Annotated in this window: 29 protein-coding genes and 1 pseudogene; 15 read left to right on the forward strand and 15 right to left on the reverse strand. The window is 67.5% G+C overall.

Features of this window, described 5'->3' with window-relative positions; all coding sequences use genetic code 11:
• The 8 genes and pseudogenes from Tchar_RS10515 to Tchar_RS10550 all read right to left on the reverse strand — a co-directional run.
• Nucleotides 1-257, reverse strand: a pseudogene (locus tag Tchar_RS10515) (cell envelope integrity protein TolA); the annotation flags it as partial.
• A gap of 47 nt (nucleotides 258-304) precedes the next feature.
• Nucleotides 305-754, reverse strand: a complete 450-nt coding sequence (locus Tchar_RS10520) for a biopolymer transporter ExbD (protein ID WP_144328980.1) — start codon at nucleotides 752-754, stop codon at nucleotides 305-307.
• A 6-nt stretch (nucleotides 755-760) separates the two neighbouring features.
• Nucleotides 761-1,459 carry a protein TolQ gene (gene tolQ / locus Tchar_RS10525; protein ID WP_144328981.1) on the reverse strand — a complete coding sequence of 233 codons (699 nt, stop codon included), beginning with the start codon at nucleotides 1,457-1,459 and terminating at the stop codon, nucleotides 761-763.
• Entirely contained in the window at nucleotides 1,456-1,914 is a 459-nt protein-coding gene (gene ybgC / locus Tchar_RS10530) for a tol-pal system-associated acyl-CoA thioesterase (RefSeq protein ID WP_408033579.1), read from the reverse strand. Before ybgC ends, tolQ begins: the two co-directional genes overlap by 4 nt.
• 76 nt (nucleotides 1,915-1,990) lie before the next feature.
• Entirely contained in the window at nucleotides 1,991-2,446 is a 456-nt protein-coding gene (gene nusB / locus Tchar_RS10535) for a transcription antitermination factor NusB (RefSeq protein ID WP_144328982.1), read from the reverse strand.
• 95 nt (nucleotides 2,447-2,541) lie between these two features.
• Nucleotides 2,542-3,015: a 6,7-dimethyl-8-ribityllumazine synthase gene (gene ribH / locus Tchar_RS10540; RefSeq protein WP_144328983.1), complete on the reverse strand. Its 474-nt coding sequence runs from the start codon at nucleotides 3,013-3,015 to the stop codon at nucleotides 2,542-2,544.
• On the reverse strand, nucleotides 3,012-4,169 hold the full coding sequence (gene ribBA, locus Tchar_RS10545) for a bifunctional 3,4-dihydroxy-2-butanone-4-phosphate synthase/GTP cyclohydrolase II (RefSeq protein ID WP_144328984.1): 1,158 nt from the start codon (nucleotides 4,167-4,169) through the stop codon (nucleotides 3,012-3,014). The genes ribH and ribBA overlap by 4 nt, the downstream gene beginning before the upstream one ends.
• A 91-nt stretch (nucleotides 4,170-4,260) precedes the next feature.
• Nucleotides 4,261-4,902 (reverse strand): riboflavin synthase, encoded by a 642-nt coding sequence (locus Tchar_RS10550; protein ID WP_144328985.1) that lies wholly within the window; start codon nucleotides 4,900-4,902, stop codon nucleotides 4,261-4,263.
• 221 nt (nucleotides 4,903-5,123) lie between these two features.
• Between Tchar_RS10550 and Tchar_RS10555 the strand changes: the two genes are divergently transcribed.
• Complete coding sequence (locus tag Tchar_RS10555; protein WP_144328986.1) at nucleotides 5,124-6,113, forward strand: sensor histidine kinase; 990 nt, start codon at nucleotides 5,124-5,126, stop codon at nucleotides 6,111-6,113.
• Here the strand turns inward: Tchar_RS10555 and nrdR are convergent.
• From nrdR to Tchar_RS10575, 4 genes are all read right to left on the reverse strand, one after another.
• On the reverse strand, nucleotides 6,091-6,540 hold the full coding sequence (gene nrdR, locus Tchar_RS10560) for a transcriptional regulator NrdR (protein WP_144328987.1): 450 nt from the start codon (nucleotides 6,538-6,540) through the stop codon (nucleotides 6,091-6,093). The two genes, Tchar_RS10555 and nrdR, sit on opposite strands and share 23 nt — an antisense overlap.
• Nucleotides 6,541-6,544: 4 nt before the next feature.
• On the reverse strand, nucleotides 6,545-7,789 hold the full coding sequence (gene glyA, locus Tchar_RS10565) for a serine hydroxymethyltransferase (RefSeq protein ID WP_144328988.1): 1,245 nt from the start codon (nucleotides 7,787-7,789) through the stop codon (nucleotides 6,545-6,547).
• A 232-nt stretch (nucleotides 7,790-8,021) separates the two neighbouring features.
• The gene (locus Tchar_RS10570) at nucleotides 8,022-8,825 is read right to left on the reverse strand and encodes a lytic transglycosylase domain-containing protein (protein ID WP_144328989.1); all 804 of its coding nucleotides are present in this window, start codon (nucleotides 8,823-8,825) and stop codon (nucleotides 8,022-8,024) included.
• A gap of 1,108 nt (nucleotides 8,826-9,933) precedes the next feature.
• Complete coding sequence (locus Tchar_RS10575; RefSeq protein WP_144328990.1) at nucleotides 9,934-10,368, reverse strand: DUF1841 family protein; 435 nt, start codon at nucleotides 10,366-10,368, stop codon at nucleotides 9,934-9,936.
• 60 nt (nucleotides 10,369-10,428) lie between these two features.
• On the opposite strand from Tchar_RS10575, the gene Tchar_RS10580 reads away from it, so the two are divergent.
• Nucleotides 10,429-11,046, forward strand: a complete 618-nt coding sequence (locus tag Tchar_RS10580) for a ParA family protein (RefSeq protein ID WP_144328991.1) — start codon at nucleotides 10,429-10,431, stop codon at nucleotides 11,044-11,046.
• A gap of 66 nt (nucleotides 11,047-11,112) precedes the next feature.
• A complete protein-coding gene (locus tag Tchar_RS10585; RefSeq protein ID WP_144328992.1) occupies nucleotides 11,113-11,568 on the forward strand; it encodes a MaoC family dehydratase in 456 nt (151 codons plus the stop codon).
• A gap of 109 nt (nucleotides 11,569-11,677) precedes the next feature.
• Here Tchar_RS10585 and Tchar_RS10590 read toward each other — a convergent pair whose 3' ends face one another.
• Together Tchar_RS10590 and Tchar_RS10595 are read right to left on the reverse strand one after the other, a co-directional pair.
• Nucleotides 11,678-12,163, reverse strand: coding sequence for a tRNA (cytidine(34)-2'-O)-methyltransferase (locus Tchar_RS10590; RefSeq protein WP_144328993.1), 486 nt, complete (start codon nucleotides 12,161-12,163; stop codon nucleotides 11,678-11,680).
• Nucleotides 12,164-12,173: 10 nt separating this feature from the next.
• Complete coding sequence (locus tag Tchar_RS10595) at nucleotides 12,174-12,926, reverse strand: ComF family protein (protein WP_161595505.1); 753 nt, start codon at nucleotides 12,924-12,926, stop codon at nucleotides 12,174-12,176.
• 63 nt (nucleotides 12,927-12,989) lie between these two features.
• Between Tchar_RS10595 and Tchar_RS10600 the strand changes: the two genes are divergently transcribed.
• The 8 genes from Tchar_RS10600 to Tchar_RS10630 all read left to right on the forward strand — a co-directional run bounded on the left by Tchar_RS10600 (nucleotide 12,990) and on the right by Tchar_RS10630 (nucleotide 19,487).
• Nucleotides 12,990-13,961, forward strand: coding sequence for a methyltransferase domain-containing protein (locus Tchar_RS10600; protein ID WP_144328995.1), 972 nt, complete (start codon nucleotides 12,990-12,992; stop codon nucleotides 13,959-13,961).
• A gap of 105 nt (nucleotides 13,962-14,066) precedes the next feature.
• Nucleotides 14,067-14,570 carry a DUF2244 domain-containing protein gene (locus tag Tchar_RS10605; RefSeq protein ID WP_161595506.1) on the forward strand — a complete coding sequence of 168 codons (504 nt, stop codon included), beginning with the start codon at nucleotides 14,067-14,069 and terminating at the stop codon, nucleotides 14,568-14,570.
• A gap of 129 nt (nucleotides 14,571-14,699) precedes the next feature.
• Nucleotides 14,700-15,914: a cytochrome c oxidase subunit II gene (gene coxB / locus Tchar_RS10610; RefSeq protein WP_408033576.1), complete on the forward strand. Its 1,215-nt coding sequence runs from the start codon at nucleotides 14,700-14,702 to the stop codon at nucleotides 15,912-15,914.
• A gap of 30 nt (nucleotides 15,915-15,944) precedes the next feature.
• A complete protein-coding gene (ctaD, locus tag Tchar_RS10615; protein ID WP_144328997.1) occupies nucleotides 15,945-17,567 on the forward strand; it encodes a cytochrome c oxidase subunit I in 1,623 nt (540 codons plus the stop codon).
• A gap of 42 nt (nucleotides 17,568-17,609) precedes the next feature.
• On the forward strand, nucleotides 17,610-17,720 hold the full coding sequence (locus Tchar_RS14070; RefSeq protein WP_236640430.1) for a cytochrome oxidase small assembly protein: 111 nt from the start codon (nucleotides 17,610-17,612) through the stop codon (nucleotides 17,718-17,720).
• Nucleotides 17,721-17,724: 4 nt separating this feature from the next.
• On the forward strand, nucleotides 17,725-18,321 hold the full coding sequence (locus Tchar_RS10620; protein WP_144328998.1) for a cytochrome c oxidase assembly protein: 597 nt from the start codon (nucleotides 17,725-17,727) through the stop codon (nucleotides 18,319-18,321).
• The gene (locus Tchar_RS10625) at nucleotides 18,318-18,527 is read left to right on the forward strand and encodes a DUF2970 domain-containing protein (RefSeq protein ID WP_144328999.1); all 210 of its coding nucleotides are present in this window, start codon (nucleotides 18,318-18,320) and stop codon (nucleotides 18,525-18,527) included. Before Tchar_RS10620 ends, Tchar_RS10625 begins: the two co-directional genes overlap by 4 nt.
• Before the next feature lie 78 nt (nucleotides 18,528-18,605).
• The gene (locus tag Tchar_RS10630) at nucleotides 18,606-19,487 is read left to right on the forward strand and encodes a cytochrome c oxidase subunit 3 (protein ID WP_144329000.1); all 882 of its coding nucleotides are present in this window, start codon (nucleotides 18,606-18,608) and stop codon (nucleotides 19,485-19,487) included.
• A 158-nt stretch (nucleotides 19,488-19,645) separates the two neighbouring features.
• On the opposite strand, the gene Tchar_RS10635 is transcribed toward Tchar_RS10630, so the two are convergent.
• On the reverse strand, nucleotides 19,646-19,870 hold the full coding sequence (locus Tchar_RS10635; RefSeq protein WP_201739355.1) for a twin transmembrane helix small protein: 225 nt from the start codon (nucleotides 19,868-19,870) through the stop codon (nucleotides 19,646-19,648).
• Between the two features lie 15 nt (nucleotides 19,871-19,885).
• Here Tchar_RS10635 and Tchar_RS10640 point away from each other — a divergent pair, with 15 nt between their 5' ends.
• The 4 genes from Tchar_RS10640 to cyoE are packed head-to-tail and all read left to right on the forward strand — an operon-like array spanning nucleotide 19,886 to nucleotide 23,391.
• Nucleotides 19,886-20,641: an SURF1 family protein gene (locus Tchar_RS10640; RefSeq protein ID WP_144329001.1), complete on the forward strand. Its 756-nt coding sequence runs from the start codon at nucleotides 19,886-19,888 to the stop codon at nucleotides 20,639-20,641.
• Nucleotides 20,589-21,329: an SCO family protein gene (locus Tchar_RS10645; protein ID WP_236640431.1), complete on the forward strand. Its 741-nt coding sequence runs from the start codon at nucleotides 20,589-20,591 to the stop codon at nucleotides 21,327-21,329. Before Tchar_RS10640 ends, Tchar_RS10645 begins: the two co-directional genes overlap by 53 nt.
• Nucleotides 21,326-22,483 carry a COX15/CtaA family protein gene (locus tag Tchar_RS10650; RefSeq protein ID WP_144329002.1) on the forward strand — a complete coding sequence of 386 codons (1,158 nt, stop codon included), beginning with the start codon at nucleotides 21,326-21,328 and terminating at the stop codon, nucleotides 22,481-22,483. The genes Tchar_RS10645 and Tchar_RS10650 overlap by 4 nt, the downstream gene beginning before the upstream one ends.
• Entirely contained in the window at nucleotides 22,480-23,391 is a 912-nt protein-coding gene (gene cyoE / locus Tchar_RS10655) for a heme o synthase (RefSeq protein ID WP_144329003.1), read from the forward strand. Before Tchar_RS10650 ends, cyoE begins: the two co-directional genes overlap by 4 nt.
• The last annotated feature ends 12 nt before the right edge of the window (nucleotides 23,392-23,403 follow it).

Raw genomic sequence — 23,403 nt, forward strand, 5'->3', positions numbered from 1 at the left:
ACGGGGGCGGGTTGGGGCGGCTGCGGGCGCGGCGCGGTCGCGGGATCGTCTGGCGGCTCGGCGGCAGCGACCAGCCGGGGTGCGGCGGTCTGCGGCAGCGCTGCCCACAGCTCCGCGCTGGCCACCACCGGGGTGTCGCGCTGCCACGTCACCCCCCACGACAGGGCCAGCGCCAGCAGCGCGTGCGCCAGCAGCGCCAGCGCCCACGGGCGCCAGCTGCCGCGCGGGGGCGGGGGACTCAGATCGACGTCGGTCACGCTGGCCTGCATAGGCGCTTTGCCGTCTCCTGCTGGGGAAGTCCAGGTCAGCGCTGCACGGGCGCGGTTTGCACCGACAAGCCAATGCGCTGCACCCCCGCGCGCTGCAGCGCGTCCATCACCCGCAGCACCTCCTCATAGACCACACGCCGGTCGCCACTGATGATGACCGGCACCTGTTGTGCGGCGTCGCCTTCGCCCTGCAGGGCGCGCACGCGCGCGGGCAGCATGGGCAGCGTCACGCTGTCGGCCTCGGCCGTGGCGCGCGCGCTGTCGCGCACGCGCAGCGTACCATCACGCTCCACCATCACGTGCACGAAGCGCTCGGGCTGGCGCTGCCCTTGCCCCACCCGCGGCAATTCCACCTGGCTGGGAACGATCAGCGGCGCCGTCACCATGAAAATGATCAACAGCACCAGCATCACGTCGATGAACGGCACCATGTTGATGTCGGTGATGGCGCGTCGTCCGCGCCCGCGTGGGCTCAGTGCGGGCATGGCGCATCAGCCTCCATGCGACATGCCGCCTGCGGTTCCGGCGTGGCGGTGCAGGATGTTGGAGAACTCTTCGATGAAGGTCTCCAGGCGGTTGGCCAGACGGTCGATGTCGTGCGCGAAACGGTTGTAGGCGACGACGGCCGGGATGGCGGCAAACAGGCCGATGGCGGTGGCCACCAGCGCTTCGGCGATGGCGGGTGCCACCGTGGCCAGCGTCACCTGGGTCATCGAACCCAGCCCGGTGAAGGCGTGCATGATGCCCCACACCGTGCCGAACAGCCCCACATACGGCGAGACCGACCCCACCGAGCCGAGAAACGATAGGTTGACCTCCAGGGCGTCGAGCTCGCGCTGGTAGGCGGCTCGCATGGCGCGCCGCGCCCCGTCCAGCAGCGCATCGGGCTGCGCCATGCGGCGCTCGCGCAGTTTTTGAAATTCGCGCATGCCGCTGGCGAAGATGCGCTCCATCGGGCTGCCGTCGCGTGCGTGCTTGACCGCCGCCAGGTACAGCTCCTGCAGGCTGCCGCCCGACCAGAAGTCGCGCTCGAACGCGTCGGTGAGGCGCTGCACGCGCTTGAGCGTGAAGATCTTGCGAAAAATGGCGGCCCAGCTGGCGATAGACACTCCTACCAGCAACAGCACCACCGCCTGCACGACCCAGGAGGCATCGCGCAGCAATTGGAGGATGGAAAAGTCGTGCGTCATGACGGTGTCCGTGCAGAATCGGTTGCCAGCGGCGCCAAGGCGCGTGCCAGCTCGGACGGCAGGCGCGCCGGGCGCAGCGTGGCCACCTCCACCCAGCCGATGCGCACCTGCCCCGCACACAGGACGGTGCCATCGGTGTGCTCGGCGCGCTGCGCCAGGGTGACGCTGGCGCGGCCCAGCTCGGTGGAGGTGGTGACGATGTGCAACGCATCGTCCAAGCGCGCCGGGCGCAGATAGCGCACGTGGGCCTCGGCGACGACGAACATACCGCCGTGCCGCTGCCGCAACACCTGCTGCTCCAGACCGAGCTGGCGCAGCCACTCGGTGCGGGCGCGCTCGAAAAATTTCAGATAGTTGGCATAGTAGACGATGCCGCCGGCGTCGGTATCTTCCCAATAGACCCGCACGCTCCAGCGGTGTTGCGTGCCGCCGGCCGCGTCTGCCCCGGCGTCCACCGACGAGTTGGCTGCCGATTGCGGCGCGTGGCCCTGTGGCGACTGCGTGGCCGGTGAGGGCGGTGTCGTGGCCAGCTCAGGGCCGGCGTGCCGGGTCACGCGTCACCTCCTCGCCGCGTATCTGCGGCGCCAGCCGGTTGAGCACGCCGTTGACGAATTTGTGCCCGTCGGTGCCGCCGAAGCGCTTGGCCAGTTCGATGCACTCGTTGATGACGACGCGCCAGGGCACGTCGGGGCAATGGCGAAATTCGTAGGCGCCGATCCACAGCACCGCGTGTTCGATGGGTGACAGCTCGGCCAGCGGCCGATCCAGCAGCGGTGCCAGCGCGGCGTCGAGCTCGGCGCCTTCGGCGATGCAGCCGTGCAGCAGCGCGTCGTAGTGGGCGCTGTCGGCCTTGTGAAAGCCGCTGAGGTCGCGCGTGAACTGGTCGATGTCCTGCGCCTCGTTGCGCCCCACCAGATGCTGATACAACGCCTGCACGGCGAATTCGCGCGCACGGGTGCGTGCCGATTTTTCTTTCGTTGATGTCATGGGCGTTATTGTCCCAGAGCGGCGCGGGCTGCGGCGGTTGCCAGACGCACCAGACCCCCGGGCCGGCTCGGGCCGCGACGGCAGGGCAGCCGCACTCAGTCCACCGGCCAGCGCTTGAGCAGCCGCGCCATCTCCACCGCCACGCGCGCCGCGTCGCGCGCTTTCTCGTCTTGGCGCGCCACCGCCTGCGACAGATTTTCGGTGGTGAGAATCGCATTGGCAATGGGGATGCGCTGCTGCAGCGCCACGCGCGTGATGCCGGCGGCCGACTCGTTACAGACCAGCTCGAAGTGGTAGGTCTCGCCGCGAATCACGCAACCCAGCGCCACCAGGGCGTCGAAGCGGCCGCTCTCGGCCATGGCCTGCAAGGCCAGCGGCACCTCCAGCGCGCCCGGTACCTGCTCCAGCGTCACGTCATCGTCGGCCACGCCGAGTGTGCGCAGCTCGCTGCGGCATGCGGCCACCAGCGCGTCGGTGATGCCTTGGTTGAAGCGCGACTGCACCAAGCCAACGCGCAACCCGCGTCCGTCGAGCGCGGCACTGCTTTGACCCTTGTGGGCTCCCATCATGAGGACATTCCTTCCAAAGTCGGCGGCAAAAAACCCGCCACCTCCAGCCCATAGCCCGTCATGCTGGGCATGCGGCGGGGGTGGCCCAGCAACTGCATGCGCTGCACGCCGCAGTCGCGCAGAATCTGCGCGCCCACGCCGTAGGTGCGCAAATCCATGCGCCCGCGCTCGGGCGCTTGCGCGGAGCGCGCCGTACCATTGAACTGCTCCAGCAGCTGCTCGGCGCTTTCGCCGGCGTTGAGCAGCACCGCCACACCGCGCCCTGCCTGCTGCAGATGGCGCAGCGCCGCCTCCAGGCTCCAGGAGTGCATGCGCCGGCCCACCTCCAGCGCATCCAGCACCGACAACGGCTCGTGGACCCGCACCGGCACCACGTCCTCGGGCCGCCACTGACCGGCCACCAGGGCAAAATGGACGCCGCCACTGGTTTTGTCGCGGTAGGCGTGGGCCAAAAAATCGCCGAATGCGGTGGTCAGCGGGCGGCTGCCCACGCGCACCACCAGGCTTTCGGTGCGGCTGCGGTACTCGATCAGGTCGGCGATGGTGCCGATTCTCAAGCCATGCAGCGCGGCAAAGCGCTGCAGATCGGGAAGGCGCGCCATCGTGCCGTCGTCGTTCATGATCTCGCAGATGACGGCAGCGGGCGTGCAGCCGGCCAGAGCGGCCAGGTCGCAGCCGGCTTCGGTGTGGCCGGCGCGCATCAGCACGCCGCCATCGACCGCCTGCAGCGGAAAGACGTGGCCGGGCTGTACCAAATCGTCGGGTCGGGCGTTGGGCGCCACCGCCACGCGAATGGTGTGGGCGCGGTCGGCCGCCGAGATGCCCGTGGTCACGCCTTCGGCGGCTTCGATCGAGACGGTAAACGCCGTGCCCATCTTGGTGCCGTTGCGCGGCACCATCGGCGGCAGGCGCAGCTGCTCGCAGCGCTGCCGGGTCAGCGTCAGGCAAATCAGCCCGCGTCCGTATTTGGCCATGAAGTTGATGGCTTCTGGCGTGACGTGGTCGGCGGCCAAGACCAGATCGCCTTCGTTTTCGCGGTCTTCCTCGTCGACTAGGATGACCATGCGGCCGGCGCGCAGTTCGGCCACGATCTCATCGACCGTGGCGATGGGGGCGAGCGCCGGCGGTGGGGTGCTTGGTGCGGATGGCTGCATAGATCGGTGCCCTGGGGGGGACGGGAGGGGATGCCCGCGGCGCGGGGCGGCGGTGCGCCCCGACGAGGCAAGCGGCGCCGGCGGCGGGCGTTCAGGCAGCGGGTGCCGCAGCCAGCTTGCCCAGCGCCAGCATGCGCTCGACATAGCGCGCAATCATATCCACCTCCAGGTTCACCGGGGCGCCGGGCGCCAACGTCCCCAGGGTCGTGTGCTGAAGTGTATGGGGAATGAGATTGATGTGGATCTCGCAGCCGTCGGCGCGGTCGCGCACGGCATTGATGGTGAGGCTGACCCCGTTGACGGTGATCGAGCCCTTGTAGGCCAGATATTTGGCCAAGGTGGGCGGCGCCAGCACGCCCAGCAACCAGGACTCCCCCACCGGGCTGAGTTGGGTCACGCTGCCCACGCCATCCACATGGCCGCTGACGAGATGCCCGCCCAGGCGGTCCAGCGGCCGCAAGGCCTTCTCCAAATTGACGGGGCCGGGCCGATCGAGCCCGCAGGTGCGCGCCAGCGATTCGGCCGATACGTCCACCGTGAACGTGCCGGCGGCCGCATCGAGCGCGGTGACCGTCATGCACGCGCCGTTGATGGCGATGCTGTCGCCCAGCGCCACATCGTCCAGATAGTCGGGGTCGGCGGCCACGTGCAGCCGCACGCCATGGCAGGCGTCGGGGCCCAGCGGCTGCAGCCGCTCGATGCGCCCGACACGGGTGATGAGGCCAGTGAACATGGTGTGATTGTCGCACCGTCGGCGCCGCGCCGCGCGGGCAAGGACGAGGGCAGGGATGAGGGCAGGGATGAGGGCAGGGATGAGGGCAGGGATGAGGGCAGGGACGACGGTGCAGCGGCAGCGCTGAACGGGGCGCGACGGGTCCATGACCACGGTCCAGCCGAATAACAGGCCCCGAGTGACGCCCCCGCGCGCCGCTGGCTGGCGCATACTCGGTGCCCATGACGCTGGATGCCGTGCGTTTTCCGGATTTTCGCGCGCCTGCCGTGGTGCTGCGCGCCGTCGGGCTGTGGGTTGCTGCCCTGGGCCTGATACGGATCGGCGAAGTGGCATCGAGCGCGACCGTCGCCGTGGTGGCAGCGGCCTTGGCCGCGCTGTTGTTGGGGCTGGCGGCGTTGAGCCCCTGGTTGCGCCAGCGCCCCTACCGCCATGCGGTGGCGTGGGTGGCGCTGGGGGCGGCGCTGCTGACGCTGGGTGTGGACGCCGCGTGGCGCTTCGGCGCGCGCGCAGACGCCGACGGGCCGCGAGCGCTGGCGCTGGTCGAGCTCAGCGTGCTGGCGCTGCTGGGCTACCTCGACTGGCGCCACCACCGCTTGTCGCCTGCTTTGGCACAGGCGCGCTTGCTTGCGCTGCAATCGCGTATGCGGCCGCATTTTTTGTTCAACAGCCTCAATAGCGTGCTGGCGCTGTTGCGGCGCGATCCGGCGCGCGCCGAAGCGATGCTGGAAGACCTGGCGGAGTTGTACCGCGCCCTGCTGGCCGAGCCGCGTGCACAGGTGCCGCTGGCCGAGGAACTGGCACTGGCGCGCGCCTACCTGGCGGTGGAGCAGGTGCGTCTGGGCGAGCGGATGCACGTGGCCTGGCACGTGGACAACGCGCCGATGGACGCGCTGCTGCCGCCGCTGACCCTGCAGCCCTTGGTGGAAAACGCGGTGCGCCACGGTATCGAGCCGCGGCCCGAGGGTGGCTGCCTGACGGTGGAGGCGTTTCGCGACGACGAGCACCTGGTGCTGTTCGTGCGCAACCCCCTGCCCGCGCCTGGTATGCGCACCGCAGGCCATGGCCTGGCGCTGGCCAATCTGCGCGAGCGTCTGGCCTTGTTGTACGGCGGGGCTGCGCGGCTGCGGGTGTACGAGTCGGAAGGGGAGTTCGTGGCCCAGGTGCGGCTGCCGCTGCACGCGCCACGGCTCAACGGCGCACCTCGTCGATGACGCTGCGAAACGCATCCACATCCTCGAAGCTGCGGTAGACGCTGGCAAAGCGCACGTAGGCTACTTGGTCGAGCTGGCGCAGCTCCTCCATCACCCATTCACCGATGCGCTGCGCGCTGACCTCGCGCGCCCCTTCGGCCAGCAGTTTTTCTTCGATGCGGGCCATCGCGGCGTCGATGTCCGCCGCGCCCACCGGGCGCTTGCGCAGTGCCAGGGCAAAGCTGGCGCGCAGCTTGGCCGGGTCGTAGTCCACACGCCGGCCGTCTTTCTTGACCACCTGCGGGAAGGTCAACTCCACCCGTTCGTAGGTGGTGAAGCGCCGGTCACAGCCACCGCAGCGGCGGCGCCGGCGTACGAACATCCCGTCGTCGGACTCGCGGGTTTCCACTACTTGGGTGTCGGCGTGTCCGCAAAACGGGCATTTCATCGCATCACCCGTAGACGGGGAAGCGCTCGGTCAGCGCCGCCACCGCAGCGCGCACGCGCTCGATGGTGGCGGGGTTGCGCGGATCGTCGAGCACGTCGGCGATCAGATGCGCGGTCTGGCGCGCCTCGGCCTCGCCGAAGCCGCGCGTCGTCATGGCCGGCGTGCCCAGGCGGATGCCGCTAGTCACCATCGGCTTTTCCGGGTCGTTCGGGATGGCGTTTTTGTTGACCGTGATGTGCGCCTGCCCGAGCACGGCTTCGGCTTCTTTGCCGGTGATGCCTTTGGCGCGCAGGTCCACCAGCATCACGTGGCTTTCGGTGCGGCCGCTGACGATGCGCAGGCCGCGCTGCTGCAGGGTCTCGGCCATCGCTTGCGCGTTGCGCACGACCTGCTGCTGGTAGGTCTTGAACGCGGGCGACAGCGCCTCTTTGAACGCCACCGCCTTGGCGGCGATGACGTGCATCAGCGGGCCGCCCTGCAGGCCGGGGAAGACGGCGCTGTTGATGGCTTTTTCGTGCTCGGCCTTCATCAGGATGATGCCGCCGCGCGGCCCGCGCAGGCTCTTGTGGGTGGTGGAGGTGACCACGTCGGCGTGCGGCACCGGGTTGGGGTAGACTCCGGCTGCAATCAACCCCGCATAGTGCGCCATGTCCACCATGAAGAGGGCGCCCACCTCCTTGGCCACGCGGGCGAAGCGCTCGAAGTCGATGCGCAGGCTGTAGGCGCTGGCGCCGGCAATGATGAGCTTGGGTCGGTGCGCGCGCGCCTTGGCTTCCATCGCGTCGTAGTCGATTTCCTCGCGCTCGTTGAGCCCGTAGGAGATGACGTTGAACCACTTGCCCGACATGTTCAGCGCCATGCCGTGGGTCAGGTGGCCGCCTTCGGCCAGGCTCATGCCCATGATGGTGTCACCCGGCTTGAGGAAGGCCAGAAACACCGCCTCGTTGGCCGAGGCGCCGCAATGCGGCTGGACGTTGGCGGCCTCGGCGCCGAACAGTTGCTTGACACGGTCGATGGCCAATTGCTCGGCCACGTCCACGTGCTCGCAGCCGCCGTAGTAGCGGCGGCCCGGATAACCTTCGGCATATTTGTTGGTGAGCTGCGTGCCCTGCGCCGCCATCACGGCAGGCGAGGCATAGTTTTCACTGGCGATCAGCTCGATGTGCTGTTCCTGGCGGCGGTTTTCCGCTTGGATGGCCGCCCACAGCTCGGGGTCGGTGTGTTCGATGAGAACGCTGCGGTCGAACATGGCAGTCCTGTCGTGGTCGTTAGACCCGTGGCGCGGCGGTGTCAACACGGGCTGCCCAGGCGAACGGCGCAACGCCGGGCCGCGACACGGCTCGGTCGGCGCGCTTCCCCGTGGTGCCCCACGTCGGCCACAGCCACACCGTGCCTGCCACGGCTGCTGTCCAACCTATCGCCAGTCGCGCGCGCGCCGATTCTACCAAGGTCGGCCAATGATCGGCCCCGGCGTGGCGCGGTCAGGATGGGCGTGCAGCGCTGGCCTTGCTCGCGTCCAATGCTGCTTCGGCGGGTGTGGCGGCGCTATCGCCCACTGCGGGCAGCGGTGACGAGCGCAAAGCCGCCGCCTCATCGTCCACAGCGGGCAGCGGTGGCAAGGGCATGGCCGCCTGGAACCCCACCTGCTGGCCGTTGGCCACGCGTTTGAGGCGCTCGTGCTCCGAGAGCACCTTGACGAGATAGTCGCGCCCGTCGGTGCTGACGGCACCGACATACAGGCGCAAGCCCCCAGGAATCGAGCCGGCACGCCGGATGGCATCACGCAGGATTTCGGCCCCGACACGCAGATTGCTCAAGGGATCGAAGACGGCCAGCGCCCCGCCCAACGGTTCGAGTTTGTCCTCGTGCACGCGGGTGTGCACCTGCATCAGTCCGTGCGCGCCCCAAGGGCTGGCGGCGTAAGGGTTGAAACGCGATTCGATCGCCATCACCGCCAGAATCAGGGTGGGGTCGAGTTGCAGCTGAGTGCCGATGTGGTGCGCCTCGGCCACCAGGGCACCCAGCGGTTCGCTGGCCACGCGGTATTTACGCGCCAGCCATTGCGCCACGCGCGCCTGCGCTGGCGGCAGCGCCAGCGGATCGGCCGCCAGCACACGCTCGGTCAGCGCGCCGGCTTCGTCCACAAGGCTTTCGGTGGCTTGTCGCTGCAGCAGCCACTCGGTGACTTCGCGCTCCAGTTCGGCGCGCCAGTCGGGCTGCAGCGCCAGCACGGCCACGCCGGCCAGCCACGCCAGCCCGATGGCGGCCAGCGCGTGGCGGGCCATGTCCCAGGCCTTGCGCAGCCACCGCTGTGGCGCAGAACGGCCTGCTCGGGCGGACGTTGCCAGTCTCTGTGGTCGCCGATCCGTGTGCGGATCGGCCCGCCAGCCTCGCAAGGCGGAATGGTCTTGGGTGTCGATGCACAGGGTCATGGACACGCTCCTTTCGTCATTTGGCGAGCCGCGGCCGCCGATCGGGCGGATCCTCGCTCGGTACGGCGGTCATGCCGCTGCGCACAGGGGGCGCAGCGTGGGGTGCGATCCGACGGGCGGCGCGGCGCCGCGCGCCGACGGCGCATGCCCCGGGGTCGGCTCGTGAGCAGGCACGTGGCCGTGGGGCGACCGCGGTCGGGCGGTCGCGCCCAGGTGGGATGCGGAATCGATGCGGCGATTTGCCCCACCCGGCAACCCTGCTCGGGGTTGAACACGGAACGGGCGCGATGGTAGGGGGGTTGTCATATTACGTCAAGACTTAGAAAGCATCATAAAATTACTTACAGATATAAAAAATGGGGCGACACCGGTGTGGGCGCGACCACGCCCCCTGAGAACGGGGGCACCCAGGCCCGTTGGCTTTGTCCGCAGGACTGGGGGACTTTCCAGCGCCGCTCCGAGGGGGTGCTCGCGGTCGCGCAGGCGCCGTGCGCGCTTGGGCGAGGCGGGCGGCACCCAGGGTCACGGACGCCGCTGCAAGCGCAGTCAACGGCGGGTTGGCGACGACGTCTGCGCTTCGTGTTCGTTCAATGACGAGGCCCTGCGTCATCGAAAAAATTCAGTGCAGGGGCGGCGCAGGCGGGCTAAAGTGGAGTCGTCGCAGCTCCGCATCGTGGCCAGACAGCCGCGGGCTGCGACCGGCCCGCCAAGTGCGGCGACGGCTTGGCCTGGCCCTCCTCCGAAGGAGGCAATCCCTTGCCTCCGGCCGCGTGTGACGAATGACCTCCATGCGGCCTCGGTTGGCGCGGAGCGAACCCCGCGCCCAGGCCCCGATGGGTGCAGCCCGTCGGGGCCTTTCCGTTGGTGCGGGGGTAATGGTGAGGCACGCCGCCCATTCCTCTGGGGACGTGGCACCGTGGGCTGGCCATGCAGGCGTATGGCCGCACGCACCGCGCCGGTTTCAGCCGGCAGTGGCGCGACGTTGCACTTCGGCCACGTAGGCCAGACCGTCGGGCGGGCGTCCGCTGCGCTGGCTCTCCCACAGCATACGCCCCAGACATTCCATGACCTCGTGGTGCGCCGCGTGCAGCGAGCCGCGGCGCGCCGCCAGCAGCTCCACCGCTTGGCGGATGCCGCTTGGCTGGTCGATCGAGCACTGCTCGCTGATGCTCAGGTGCATCGACAGATGCAAGAATGGGTTGTCGCGTGCGGGGTCGATGTTGGCCATGGTGCGCAGCGCCCCCTCCAGATCGGCCAGTTCGGCGTGATACTCGGGGTGTTGCCGTATCCACTCGTAGGCCAGCGCCTGCAGTGGCTCCAGCGGCAGGCCGCGCCGCCCAAGGTCATACGCGCCGCAAAAAAAACGGCGCACGTCGGCTTGCGATGGGGTAAACATGGGCGCATTGTCGCCGCTGTGTGGACTACCATGGGGTCTGCGCACGTCGAGGTTCTGCGAATGCCTGTGCTCGCCATCGCCAATCCCAAAGGCGGCGTCGGCAAAACGACGCTGGCCGCCCACATCGCTGGCCACTGGGCCCGGTGTGGGCACGCCGTCATGCTCGGTGACGTCGATCGGCAGCAAAGCGCCGCTCAATGGCTGGCCCTGCGGCCGGCGGCAGCGCGCCCCATCGCCGGCTGGGATGTCAGCCGAGCCGACGTGCTCAAACCGCCGCGTGGCACCACCCACGTCGTGCTCGATACCCCCGCTGGGCTGCACGGGCAGCGCTTGCGCGAGGTGCTGCGCCGCGCTGATCGCTTGCTGGTGCCGCTGCAGCCCAGCGTCTTCGACATCTATGCGACCCACGCTTTTTTGGCCACGGTGCGCGAGCGCTCGCCAGCGGAGCTGCGGGTGGCGGTGGTGGCGATGCGGGTGGACGAGCGCACGCTGGCGGCGCGGCAGTTGCAGGCGTTTCTCGACACACTGCAGGTGCCGGTGGTCGGCTGGATACGCGAAGCGCAGCTGTACCGCCACCTGGCCGCGCAGGGACTGACGCTGTTCGATGTGCGGCCAACACAGGTCGAGCGCGAGTTGCGCCAGTGGCAACCGTTGTTGGCTTGGCTGGATGCACCTTGAGGCGCAGGGGCACCGTGTCGGCCAGCGGACAGCGCGACGCGCCCCTGGGCGCTACAGTCGGGCGCCATGAAAACCTTTTCTTCTTTCGAGGCGTTGCAGGCGGCAGTGGGCACCGAGGTCGCCGTCACCGATTGGTTGACCATCACGCAGGAACGCATCAACCGCTTTGCCGACGCCACCGATGACCACCAGTGGATCCACGTGGATGCCGAGCGCGCCGCGCGCGGACCGTTTGGCCGCCCCATCGCCCATGGCTTTCTCACTTTGTCACTGCTGTCGCGCTGGCTGGGCGAGGCGGTGCTCGTCGAGGGCGTGCGTATGTCCATCAACTACGGTATCGAGCGGGTGCGTTTCACGGCTCCCGTGCCCGTGGGCAGCCGCCTGCGCGCCCGGCTGAATCTGCTGTCGCTGCAGCCCATCGAGCCCGACGGCGTGCACCTGGCCTGGCGCGTGACGGTGGAGATCGAGGGACAGACCAAGCCGGCGTGCGTGGCCGAGATGCTGGTGCGGCACTATCGGTGAGCCCGGCGCGCGGGGCGGCGAACTGCTTCGGCCGCCGCCGCCCCGGTCGTCGCGCGCGATGCGCGTCGTTGCCGTGGTTGACCAGACCGGCCGGTTTGGGGGTCGCCGCTCAACTCTCCACCACCGGCGCCGAACCCGCAAATCCCAACTGGCGCCAGACTTCGAACGACACCACCGCCACTGCGTTGGACAGATTGAGGCTGCGCTGTCCCGGGCGCATCGGCAGGCGCAGGCGTTGCGCCGGCGCGAAGGCGTGCAGCACGTCAGCCGGCAGCCCGCGCGATTCCGAGCCAAAGACCAGCCAGTCGCCGGCGGCAAAGGTCGTCGCATACACCGAACGGCTGCCACGCGTGGTCAGGGCAAAGCATCGTGCCGGGTCCGGCCGCTCCTGCGCCAACCAGTCGGCCCAAGAGGCGTGGCGACGCACCGTTGCGTATTCGTGGTAGTCGAGCCCGGCGCGGCGCAGCAATTTGTCGTCCATCGAAAAACCCAGCGGCTCGACCAGGTGCAGCGTGGCGCCGGTGTTGGCGCACAAGCGAATGACGTTGCCGGTGTTGGGCGGGATCTCCGGCGCCACGAGGACGATATGCCACATGGGGCGCGCATTATTCCATCGACGCTGGCGACCCGGGCCGCGGCGTGCGCGCCAGCACCAAGGCGCTGACGGCCCGCGCGCCGGCGGCCAGCAGCACGGCGCTGGCCGCTTGCAGGGTTGCGCCGGTGGTCATGACATCGTCCACCACCAGTACGTGACAGCCCCGGATGCGGTGGGCCGCGTGCGCGTCCAGCGCAAACAGCTGCGGCGCTTGGGCGAGCCGCTGCGCGCGGTCGAGCCGGTGCTGGGCGGGCGCATCGTCGCGCCGCTGCAGCGCCGTTGGCCAGGCGCAGGGGGTTGGGCGCCACGCCGCCAGGGCTTGCATCAGCGCCCACACCTGGTTGTAGCCGCGTTCGGCCAGCCGTCGCGGCGCCAAGGGGATGGGCAACCAGACGTCGCAGCCGCGCAGCAGGGCATCCAGGGCCGGGTCGTCCAACCACAGGCGTGCGAGTGGTGCCGCCAGCCCGAGTCGGCCGCGAAACTTCAGCGCCGCCACCCAGGCGTCCCAGGGCGGGGCATAGTCCACGCGCGCCAGCACCTGTGTCCACGGTGGCGCTTCTCGACCCAGGCACGACGCACAAAACGGCACTTCGGCGGGCCGTGGCAAGGCACAGCGCGGGCAGCGTGGCATCAGCGGCGCCAGATCGCGTTGGCAGGTTGGACACAGCGGGCCGTCGGGCCAGCGCCCACAGGCCTCGCACAAGGCGGGCACGGCGCGCGCCCAACGAGCCCGCCAGCGCCGCCATCGGTGGTCGAGCAACATCCCGTAGCCTCCCTTGGGTTGTTCGCTGGCGACTATACTGCGCGCCCCATGGCCGCTGCCCCGATGCCTCCCTCGTCCGCCGATGGCAGCCGGGTACCCGAGCTGGACCCGGTGGCCGCCGCGCGCTGGTGCCAGCGGCCGCCAGCGGCCAGTCCTTGGCTGCATGAATGGGTGGGGACGCGCATGGCCGAGCGGCTGGCTTGGATCAAGGCGCAGCCGGCGGCCTGGGCCAGTTGGTCGCCGCTGCTCGGCGGCGAAGCGGCGCACCGGGCCGTGGCGCGGCACTACCCGCAAGCGCGCGTGTGGCTGGCCGGCGAGCTGGCGGCGGCCACCTGGGCGCGTTGGCAGCCGCCGCCGCAGCCGTGGTGGCGGCGTTGGCCCGGACGCGCGGCGGCGCCTGCCAGCGAGTGGGGCCAGGTGGCTGGCGTGGTCAGCCCCGAGCAACCGATTCCGGAGCGGGTCGGTCTGCTGTGGGCGAATATGGCCCTGCACGCCAGCGCCACGCCGCGCCGCCTGCTGCAACACTGGCACGACTGGCTGGCCGACGACGGCTTTTTGATGTTCAGCTGTCTGGGGCCGGATACCGCGCGCGAGCTGCGTGAACTCCACGCCGCACTGGGCTGGCCGCCGCCGGCGGCGCCTTACGTCGATATGCACGACTGGGGGGATTTGTTGGTGGCGGTGGGCTACGCCGAGCCGGTGATGGACATGGAACGTGTGACGCTGACGTATCCCGACGCGCAGCGTCTGCTGGCCGACTTGCGCGCCACGGCGCGCAACTGGCACATCGCGCGCTACCCGGCGCTGCGCAGCCGCACTTGGCAGGCCCGCTGGCTGCAAGCGGTGCAGGAGCGGCTGCCGCGTGATGCCGACGGCCGTCTGTGCCTGACGGTGGAAGTGGTGTATGGCCACGCCTTCCGCCCACAGCCGCGCTTGTCCGTGGCGGCCGAGACCCGCGTGCCGCTGCAGCGCATGCGCGAAGCGCTGCGCCGCGACTCCCGGTCGGCCGCGCCCAACCCGCTGGCCAACGGGTGAAAACCCCACTACAATTGACAAAGATCAAAGACGACGCGGGGACGTGATACACATCCCAGCGCGACGTTCTGGCTTGTTCGTGTCATTCTGCCTCAGGAGCGTCTTGTGCAACCCGAAGAGCCACCTGCCGCAGCGCAGTCGCTTCAGTTGGCGCGGCGCGATTCGGATGGATGGTGCTGGCTGCTGAAACGTCCTTGTGCCCTGACGCCGCGCCAGTGCGGCTTGGCGTTCGTTGTGGCGTGTGCGATGTCGCTGTTGGTGGCCTTGTCGTTCTGGGTCGCGGGTATCGGCTGGGTGCTGCCGTTTGCGGTGCTCGAGCTGAGCGCGCTCGCAGTGGCGCTGCTGTGGTATGGCCGCCATGCGCTCGACCGAGAGTTGCTGGTGCTGCAGGGTGGTCGTTTGTGTCTGGAGTGCGAACAGGGTGGGCATATCGAACGGCGGGAGTGGCCGGCTGTTTGGGTGCGGGTGGAAAGCCCGGCCCAAGGGGAGCGATGGTTGGAATTGCGCGCAGGGGCCGAGCGGTTCTGGGTGGGTCGCTGGGCGACACCGGCGCAGCGGCAGCAACTGGCGCACGAGCTGCGTTGGGCGCTGGCGCACGCTGCGCGGTGAGTCGCGGCGCGAAAGCCCGAGACCGCACGGGGGATATTGGGGATAGTCCGTAGTCGCAGTGGGCGAGAAGTTTGGTGTAATTCGCGTTGACATAAATCAACGCTTATATTCGAGGCAAACGACGTGAGCATGATGACGCAGTCAGGTCAAACCGAGTCCCAGCTCGCTGTGGCGAAGCTGGCGCGCGCGGTGCGGAATGTGGGGTCCGCGGTCGCCCTGGGTAGCCTATGGGCGGTGACGGCCGTGCAGGCCCAGGTCAATGATCTGCCAGGCGGCCCGGCGGTCAACCAACTCAATTTTCACCCGCCAGCGACGCGCATCGCCGAAGAGCTGCACTGGCTGCACTGGTTCATGCTGGCCATCTGCGCCACGATTTTCGTGGTGGTGTTCGGCATCATGTTCTATTCCATCGCCAAACACCGCAAGGCGGCGGGCCACAAGGCCCAAGAGCTGCCCGAGCCGATCTGGGTGGAGCTTGGCTGGACCATCGTGCCGCTGCTCATCGTCATCGGCATGGCGCTGCCGGCCACCAAGGTCATCGTGGCGCAGAAAGACACCTCCAACAGCGACCTGACCATCAAAGTCGTCGGCATGCAGTGGAAGTGGGGCTATGAATATTTGAAGGGCGAAGGGGAGGGGATCCAGTTCCTCTCCACACTCGACCCGCAGCACCGCATCATGTCCGACAGCGGCAAACCCGAGGCGGTGGACGACTATCTGCTCAAGGTGGACAACCCGCTGGTGGTGCCGGTGGGTAAAAAGGTGCGCGTCATCACCACCGCCAACGACGTCATTCACGCCTGGATGGTACCGGCCTTTGGCGTCAAGCAAGATGCCATCCCTGGTTTCGTGCGCGACACCTGGTTCCGCGCCGAAAAAACCGGCGACTACTATGGCCAGTGCGCCGAACTGTGCGGCAAGGAACACGCCTACATGCCGATCCACGTCAAAGTGGTGACCCAGGAGGAGTACACCAAGTGGGTGGAGGAGAAGAAGAAAGCCATGGCGGCGCTGGCCGACGACCCGAACAAAGAGTGGACCTTGGCTGAGCTGGTGCAGCGCGGCGAAAAGGTGTATGCAGCCAACTGCGCGGCGTGCCACCAGGCCAACGGCCAGGGGGCCGGCCCGATCAAGGCGCTGGACGGATCGGCCATCGTGACCGACGCCGAACACGGCAAGATGTTGCAAATTTTGCTCAACGGGGCGGCCAATGGTGCGATGCCAGCGTGGAAGCAACTGTCCGACGTCGAGCTGGCGGCGGTGATGACGTTTGCCCGTAACAGCTGGTCCAACCGTGCCGGGGATGCCGTGCAGCCGCGCGAAGTGGTCGCGGCGCGTCAGTGATACGAGGGTTCGTTTCGAGAGGAAATCATCATGAGCGCAGTTCTGGATCACCACGGCGCGCACGCGCACGACGATGCACACCACCATGCCCCAGCCGGTTGGCGGCGCTGGGTCTTCGCCACCAATCACAAGGACATCGGTACACTGTACCTGCTGTTCAGCTTCGCCATGCTGATGGTCGGCGGGCTGCTGGCGCTGGGCATTCGCGCCGAGCTGTTCCAGCCGGGCTTGCAGGTGGTCAATCCCGAGCTGTTCAACCAGCTCACCACCATGCACGGCATCATCATGGTGTTCGGCGCCATCATGCCGGCCTTCGTCGGCTTTGCCAACTGGATGATTCCGCTGCAAATCGGCGCGTCCGACATGGCGTTCGCGCGCATGAACAACTTCAGCTTCTGGTTGATGGTGCCGGCCGCGATCATCCTGGTGGCGTCCTTTTTCATGCCGGGCGGCGCACCCGCGGCCGGTTGGACGCTGTATGCGCCGCTGACGCTGCAGATGGGGCCGTCGATGGATGCGGCCATCTTCGCGATGCACATCCTAGGCGCGTCGTCGATCATGGGCTCGATCAACATCATCGTGACCATCCTCAACATGCGCGCGCCCGGCATGACGCTGATGAAGATGCCGATGTTTGCCTGGACCTGGCTGATCACGGCCTATCTGCTGATTGCCGTGATGCCCGTATTGGCCGGCGCCATCACTATGACGTTGACCGACCGTCATTTCGGCACCAGCTTCTTCAATCCGGCCGGCGGCGGTGATCCGGTGATGTACCAGCACATCTTCTGGTTCTTCGGGCACCCCGAGGTCTACATCATGATCCTGCCGGCGTTTGGCATCATCAGCCAGGTGGTGCCGGCCTTTGCCCGTAAAAAGCTGTTCGGCTACACCTCGATGGTGTACGCGACGGCCTCGATCGCCATCCTGTCGTTCATCGTCTGGGCGCACCACATGTTTACCACCGGTATGCCGGTCACGGGTCAGCTGTTCTTCATGTACGCCACGATGCTGATTGCGGTGCCCACCGGGGTCAAGATCTTCAACTGGATTGCCACCATGTGGAAGGGCTCGCTGACGTTCGAGACCCCGATGCTGTGGGCGGTGGGCTTCATCTTCGTCTTCACCATGGGTGGCTTCACCGGGCTGATGCTGTCGATGGCGCCGCTGGACATCAACTTCCAGGACACCTACTACGTAGTGGCGCACTTCCACTACGTGCTGGTGGCTGGCTCGCTGTTTGCGATGTTTGCCGGCTTCTACTACTGGGGGCCGAAGTGGACGGGTGTGATGTATGACGAGACACGCGGCAAGATCCACTTCTGGTGGTCGATGATCTCGTTCAACGTGACCTTCTTCCCGATGCACTTCCTGGGCTTGGCCGGCATGCCGCGCCGCTATGCCGACTACCCGATGCAGTTTGCCGACTTCAACGCGATCGCCTCGGTCGGTGCCTTTGCTTTCGGCCTGGCGCAGGTGTATTTCTTCCTCGCCGTCGTGCTGCCCATGATGCGCGGCCAGGGACAAAAGGCGCCGCAGAAGCCGTGGGAGGGCGCCGAGGGTCTGGAGTGGGAAGTGCCGTCGCCGGCGCCGCACCACACCTTCGAGACGCCGCCCAAGCTGGATGCGACTGCGACCCGCATCGTCGGCTGATCCTGTCCCTGTGCCGCGCCAACCGTCGAGGAGCCTGTGCGAATGACGCCCGAACAACGCCGCCAGAACGTGCGCCTGGGTCTGATCCTGGCGTCGGTGGCGCTGGCCTTCGCGTTGGGATTTGTGGCCAAGCTGTGGCTGTTGGGAGGCTGAACGCATGACGCCATCGCGCCGACGAGACAACCTGCGCATGACGGGCAAGCTCGTGGTCATCGCGGCGGGCATGTTTGCTTTCGGCTACGCGCTGGTGCCGATTTACCGTGCCATTTGCGAAGCAACCGGTATCAACATCCTGGCGCTCGGTGAACGCCAGTTGCCGGGCAAATCGCGCGTCGATCCGGTCAACACCCAGGTTGACACGACGCGCACCATCACGGTGGAATTCGACACCAATGTGCGTGGGCCGTGGCATTTCAAGCCGGCGGTGCGTTCCATCGAGGTGCATCCGGGGCAGCTGGCCACCGTGATGTACGAGTTTCAGAACGTGCAAAACCGGACCATGGCTGCGCAGGCCATCCCCAGCTATGCCCCGCGGCAGGCAGCCAATCATTTCAACAAGTTGGAGTGTTTTTGCTTCAACCAGTACACCTTGGCACCGGGTGAGCGCAAGGAGTGGCCGGTGGCATTCGTCATCGATCCGAAACTGCCCAAAGACGTCAAGACCATCACGCTGTCGTACACCTTCTTCGAAGTCGGGGCACCGACGCCGCCGGCGCCAACGGCGTCCCTGATCCGTACCGGAGAGGCGTCATGAGCGAGCCTGCGCATCGCCGATCGGTGGATATTGTGGCCACCGTCAAGGCCGTTCTGTGGAGCTTCATTGGCTTGCGACGGCGCAGTGACTTCGAGCACGACGTACAGCGTCTCAGCCCGATCGCGGTGATCGTCACCGACGTCGTATTGGTGTTTTTGTTCATCGCCTTGCTGATGTTGATCGTGCGTTGGGTCGTGGCGCCCTGAGGGAACCGTTGGGCTCGGCGCCGGGGCCGAGAAAACATATCAAGCAACCGTAATCGATTTTCCGCAAGAGGAGTGACCATGTCCGCAACCACCCACGGCAGCACGCCGTACTACTACGTCCCGGGGCTATCGCGGCACCCGGCGATGGCCGCGTTTGGGCTGTTTTTCGTCATTCTGGGCGCTGGCCAGTGGATCAACGGCGCCGATTGGGGCAAATACTCATTGGCCTTCGGGCTGCTTTGGTGGCTCGTGGTCCTGTACCAGTGGTTCCGCGACGCCGTCAGTGAAAGTGAAGGCGGCCTGTACGGGCGCAAGATCGACATCTCCTACCGCTGGAGCATGAGTTGGTTCATCTTCTCGGAGGTGATGTTCTTCGGCGCTTTCTTCACGGCCCTGTGGTGGGCCCGCAGCCACGCCGTGCCCACGCTGGGTAGCCTGGAAAACAGCCTGATCTGGCCGGACTTCCAGGCCGTCTGGCCGTCGGTGCAAGCGGGTGCCACGGCGTCGCCGGCGGGCATCGTCGAGCCGTTTCAAACCGTGGGGCCGTTTTGGTTGCCCACCATCAACACCGCGCTGCTGCTGACGTCCGGCGTCACCTTGACGATCGCCCACCACGCGCTGCAAGACGACAACCGTACCAAGGCGATTGCCTTTATGTGGCTGACCGTGTTGCTGGGGGCGACCTTCCTGGCGGTGCAAGGCTACGAGTACTACCACGCCTACACCGACCTGAACCTCAAGCTCAGCTCGGGCATATTTGGCTCCACCTTCTTCATGCTGACGGGTTTCCACGGCTTCCACGTGTTCGTCGGCATGATCATGCTGCTGGTCATTACACTGCGCTTGCAGAAGGGCCACTTCACCAAGGACCGCCACTTCGGCTTTGAGGGCGCAGCGTGGTATTGGCACTTCGTGGACGTGGTGTGGCTGTTCCTGTACGTGCTGGTGTACTGGATGTAAGCCAGCCGCAGCGGGCGTCTTCAGACATGGCATCCCGCCGCGAGCACCGAAGACCGCCGCGCACCCATTAGGCGTTGCGCCGGTTGGTCATCGTGGATGATAGAGGGGCACCGAACGGTGCCCTTCGCCTTCCCTGGGGGCGTGTGTCGGGGCGAGCGTCAACCGCGCGGCAGCCCGGTGGGCTGAATCCACCCCAGCCAGTAACTGAGCAAGATGAACAGGAACAGCAGCACCGACAGGCCGATGCGCACTGTCAGGGCGCGCGCCATGCGGCGTGAGCGGCGCGCGTCACCGCTTTCCGAATCGCCACGCGCCATGGCGAAGCCGGCACTGGCCAGCGCGGCGACAATGCCCACGAAGGCGACAAGGACGAGGGGTTTCATCGGAGCGATTATCGGATGACGACGCGTTTTGGTGTGCAACGCTGGGCGGTGACCCTGAGCGCGTTGTTGGCGATCGGTGCGACGGCCCGCTTAGGGCTCTGGCAGCTCGACCGCGCAGCCGAAAAGCGCGCCCTGCAGCAGCAGCTGGCCGACCGCGCCGCGGCACCGGTGCTTGGCTGGGACGAGCTCGAGGAGGCCGCGGCGCGCGGCACGCTCGATGCGCTCGTCGGCCGTGCGGTGCGCTTGCAGGGGCGCTGGCAAGACGAGGCCACGGTCTTCCTGGACAACCGCCCGATGAATGGGCGCGCGGGGTTCATCGTGGTGACGCCGTTGTTGCCACCGGGGCAGGGGGCCGCGCTGTTGGTGCAGCGCGGCTGGGTGCCGCGCCGCGCCGATGACCGCACCGCGCTACCTACCCTGCGTCGAAGCGTCGAGCCGGTGCGCATCGAAGGACGGCTGGCCCCGCCACCGTCCCAGCTATTCGAGTGGGGACCACCGGCCAGCGGGCCAATCCGGCAGAATATCGACCCAGCCGCGATATCGGCCGAATGGCGGCTGCCGCTGTTGCCGCTGTCGGTCCAGCAGACTGCGCCACCCGAGGCGACCGAGGAGGGGCTGGCGCTGCAACGCGACTGGACCCCGGTGGCGGTCGATCCGGCCAAACACATCGGTTATGCGGTGCAGTGGTTTGCGCTGTCCGCCGTCTTTTTGGGCCTGTATGTCTGGTATCAATTCCTCCAGCCCCGGCGGCGCCGAGGCGCGCGCGTCTGAGGTCGGCGGCTTGCTCGACCAACCGTTGACGCTGACGGTGCACAGTCTGCCGTCGGCCAGTGGCCAGGCGGTGCGTGATGCCGCGGCCACCCGCGCCGGTCGCATCAAGATGCTGCTGCTGTTTTTGGTGGCGGCGTCGCCTGTCATCGCGTCTTACTTCACGTATTACGTGATTCGGCCGGAAGGGCGGCGCAATTACGGTGAGCTGATCGATCCACAGCGCCCGCTGCCGGCGTTCAGCGGCATCGACGCCGCGGGGCGCGAGGTGGCACTGTCGTCGTTGAAGCACCAGTGGCTGTTCATCAGCGTGGCCGACAGCGCCTGCGACGCGCAGTGCGAACGCCATCTGTATTTGCAGCGCCAATTGCGCGAGAGCCTGGGCAAGGATAAAGCGCGTCTGGATTGGGTGTGGTTGCGCACCGGTGAGCGCGCTTTCCCGGAGCGCTTGCGCCCGGCGTTGCAGGCCGCCACGGCGTTGTGGGTGGATGAGACCCAGCTGGCGACCTGGTTGCAACCGGCGCCGGGCCAGCGCTTGTCCGATCATCTGTATGTGGTCGATCCCATGGGGCATTGGATGATGCGGTTTCCGGCGCAAGCGGATCCGGCGAAGATGCGACGTGACTTGGAGCGCCTGATGCGCGCCTCCGCCAGCTGGGATCAACCCGGCCGACCGGGAGATGCCTCATGAGCACGCTGGTCGACTGGACGCCCGTATTCCGTCTGATGTGGCTGGGGGCGCTGATCGCGGCGGTGCCGCTGGCCTGGGTGTGGTTGCGCAGCCGGCAGGCCGACACCGCTGCGCGGCTGCGTTTGCTCACCGGTGTGACCCTGTTTCTGACGTTCGACTTGGTGCTGTTCGGCGCCTTTACTCGATTGACCGACTCCGGCCTGGGATGTCCGGATTGGCCCGGTTGCTACGGCACCGCCAGTCCGATCGGGGCGCGCGCCGACATCGCCGCCGCCCAGGCCGCGCTGCCCGGCGGTCCGGTGACCTTTGCCAAGGCGTGGATCGAAATGATTCACCGCTATCTGGCAACGGCGGTGGGCGCGCTGATCGTCGTGTTGGCGCTGGTCAGCGTGCTGGAGCGCCGGCACCGACCGGTGCCGGTGTTGTGGCCCATCGTCACGCTGGTGTGGGTGTGTGTGCAGGGCGCGTTTGGGGCGCTGACCGTGACGATGAAACTGGCTCCGGCCATCGTCACCTTGCACTTGATGGGGGGTTTGGTGCTGTTGGCGTTGCTGCGCCTGCAGGCGGTGCGCTACGGCACACCCGATGCGCTGTCGGCGGCGGCGGCGCGGCTGGGGCCCGGCCTGCGGGCGGCGCTGTGGGCGGTGTTCGCGCTGGTGTGGCTACAGGTGGCCCTGGGTGGCTGGGTCAGCACCAATTACGCCGTGCTGGCTTGCCGTGACTTCCCCACCTGCCAAGGCAGCTGGTGGCCGTCGATGGATTTTGCGCGCGGCTTCGAGCTGTGGCGCGAGTTGGGCGCGCAGGGCAGCGGTGAGGCGCTGCCCTTTGCCGCGCTGACCGCCATTCATTACACCCACCGCTTGGCGGCCTACGTCGTGCTGGCGGCGCTGGCGTGGCTGGGCTGGACGCTGCGGCGCAAAGGTCTGCCACGCCACGCGCGGTGGCTGTGGGGGCTGGCGGCGTGGCAGCTGCTCACGGGCCTGAGCAATATCGTGCTGGAGTGGCCACTGCTGGCAGCGGTGGCCCACACCGGTGGCGCGGCGGCCTTGGTGACCGTGCTGGCGGGTTGGCTGGCGGCCGCTTATCCAGCCGCGCGTGGTGTGTGGGCACCAGGCGCGGCCGCCGCCGCAGTGCGAACGAGGAGCGCGGCATGAGCACCACTGTGGTGACCCCGCCGTCGCCGCTGCCGTCCACCTGGCGGCAGTACTACGTGCTGATGAAACCGCGCGTCATCCAGCTCATCGTCTTCTGTGCCCTCATCGGCATGGTGCTGGCGGTGCCCGGTTGGCCCAGCCCTGCGCAGTGGCTCACCATGGCCGTGGCCTGTGTGGGTATCTGGTTGGTTTCGGGGGCAGCGGCGGCGTTCAATTGCCTGATCGAGCAGCACATCGACGCGCGTATGCGCCGCACCGCATGGCGGCCCACCGCACGCGGCGAACTGAGCCGTCGGCAGGCGCTGGTGTTTTCCGCGCTGTTGTGTGCCGCGGGTTCGGCGTTGTTGTACTGGGCGGTCAACCCTCTGACCATGTGGCTGACCCTGGCCACCTTCGTCGGCTATGCGGTCGTCTACACGGTGATTCTGAAGCCGCTGACGCCGCAAAATATCGTCATCGGCGGAGCGTCCGGCGCGATGCCGCCGGTGCTGGGTTGGGCCGCGATGACCAATGCGGTCACCGCCGAGGCCCTGGTGCTGTTCCTGATCATTTTTTTGTGGACGCCGCCGCACTTCTGGGCCTTGGCACTGTACCGCGTTGAGGACTATCGTCGCTCGGGGCTGCCGATGCTGCCCGTCACCCACGGTTCGGCGTTTACGCGCTTGCACATCCTGCTGTACACGCTGATCCTGTTTGCGGCCTGCCTGTTGCCCTATTTGCTGCGCATGAGCGGTTGGCTGTATTTGCTGGTGGCCGTGATTCTGAATGCCGGCTTCGTCGCCCACGCCTGGCGCCTGTGGCGACAGTATTCGGACGCCTTGGCGCGACGGACTTTTCGTTTCTCGCTGATTCACCTGTCGCTGCTGTTCGCCGCGATGCTGGTGGATCATTATCTGGTGATGACATGATGATGGATCGGT

Source organism: Tepidimonas charontis, from assembly GCF_007556685.1.
In the GTDB taxonomy this organism is placed as follows: domain Bacteria; phylum Pseudomonadota; class Gammaproteobacteria; order Burkholderiales; family Burkholderiaceae_C; genus Tepidimonas; species Tepidimonas charontis.

Coding starts and splice junctions, on each gene's coding strand:
- Tchar_RS10520 (WP_144328980.1), bottom strand. CDS start 754: ATGCCCGCACTGAGCCCACGCGGGCGCGGACGACGCGCCATCACCGAC.
- tolQ (WP_144328981.1), bottom strand. CDS start 1,459: ATGACGCACGACTTTTCCATCCTCCAATTGCTGCGCGATGCCTCCTGG.
- nusB (WP_144328982.1), bottom strand. CDS start 2,446: ATGACATCAACGAAAGAAAAATCGGCACGCACCCGTGCGCGCGAATTC.
- ribH (WP_144328983.1), bottom strand. CDS start 3,015: ATGATGGGAGCCCACAAGGGTCAAAGCAGTGCCGCGCTCGACGGACGC.
- ribBA (WP_144328984.1), bottom strand. CDS start 4,169: ATGCAGCCATCCGCACCAAGCACCCCACCGCCGGCGCTCGCCCCCATC.
- Tchar_RS10550 (WP_144328985.1), bottom strand. CDS start 4,902: ATGTTCACTGGCCTCATCACCCGTGTCGGGCGCATCGAGCGGCTGCAG.
- Tchar_RS10555 (WP_144328986.1), top strand. CDS start 5,124: ATGACGCTGGATGCCGTGCGTTTTCCGGATTTTCGCGCGCCTGCCGTG.
- nrdR (WP_144328987.1), bottom strand. CDS start 6,540: ATGAAATGCCCGTTTTGCGGACACGCCGACACCCAAGTAGTGGAAACC.
- glyA (WP_144328988.1), bottom strand. CDS start 7,789: ATGTTCGACCGCAGCGTTCTCATCGAACACACCGACCCCGAGCTGTGG.
- Tchar_RS10570 (WP_144328989.1), bottom strand. CDS start 8,825: ATGGCCCGCCACGCGCTGGCCGCCATCGGGCTGGCGTGGCTGGCCGGC.
- Tchar_RS10575 (WP_144328990.1), bottom strand. CDS start 10,368: ATGTTTACCCCATCGCAAGCCGACGTGCGCCGTTTTTTTTGCGGCGCG.
- Tchar_RS10580 (WP_144328991.1), top strand. CDS start 10,429: ATGCCTGTGCTCGCCATCGCCAATCCCAAAGGCGGCGTCGGCAAAACG.
- Tchar_RS10585 (WP_144328992.1), top strand. CDS start 11,113: ATGAAAACCTTTTCTTCTTTCGAGGCGTTGCAGGCGGCAGTGGGCACC.
- Tchar_RS10590 (WP_144328993.1), bottom strand. CDS start 12,163: ATGTGGCATATCGTCCTCGTGGCGCCGGAGATCCCGCCCAACACCGGC.
- Tchar_RS10595 (WP_161595505.1), bottom strand. CDS start 12,926: ATGTTGCTCGACCACCGATGGCGGCGCTGGCGGGCTCGTTGGGCGCGC.
- Tchar_RS10600 (WP_144328995.1), top strand. CDS start 12,990: ATGCCTCCCTCGTCCGCCGATGGCAGCCGGGTACCCGAGCTGGACCCG.
- coxB (WP_408033576.1), top strand. CDS start 14,700: ATGATGACGCAGTCAGGTCAAACCGAGTCCCAGCTCGCTGTGGCGAAG.
- ctaD (WP_144328997.1), top strand. CDS start 15,945: ATGAGCGCAGTTCTGGATCACCACGGCGCGCACGCGCACGACGATGCA.
- Tchar_RS14070 (WP_236640430.1), top strand. CDS start 17,610: ATGACGCCCGAACAACGCCGCCAGAACGTGCGCCTGGGTCTGATCCTG.
- Tchar_RS10620 (WP_144328998.1), top strand. CDS start 17,725: ATGACGCCATCGCGCCGACGAGACAACCTGCGCATGACGGGCAAGCTC.
- Tchar_RS10625 (WP_144328999.1), top strand. CDS start 18,318: ATGAGCGAGCCTGCGCATCGCCGATCGGTGGATATTGTGGCCACCGTC.
- Tchar_RS10630 (WP_144329000.1), top strand. CDS start 18,606: ATGTCCGCAACCACCCACGGCAGCACGCCGTACTACTACGTCCCGGGG.
- Tchar_RS10635 (WP_201739355.1), bottom strand. CDS start 19,870: ATGAAACCCCTCGTCCTTGTCGCCTTCGTGGGCATTGTCGCCGCGCTG.
- Tchar_RS10640 (WP_144329001.1), top strand. CDS start 19,886: ATGACGACGCGTTTTGGTGTGCAACGCTGGGCGGTGACCCTGAGCGCG.
- Tchar_RS10645 (WP_236640431.1), top strand. CDS start 20,589: ATGTCTGGTATCAATTCCTCCAGCCCCGGCGGCGCCGAGGCGCGCGCG.
- Tchar_RS10650 (WP_144329002.1), top strand. CDS start 21,326: ATGAGCACGCTGGTCGACTGGACGCCCGTATTCCGTCTGATGTGGCTG.
- cyoE (WP_144329003.1), top strand. CDS start 22,480: ATGAGCACCACTGTGGTGACCCCGCCGTCGCCGCTGCCGTCCACCTGG.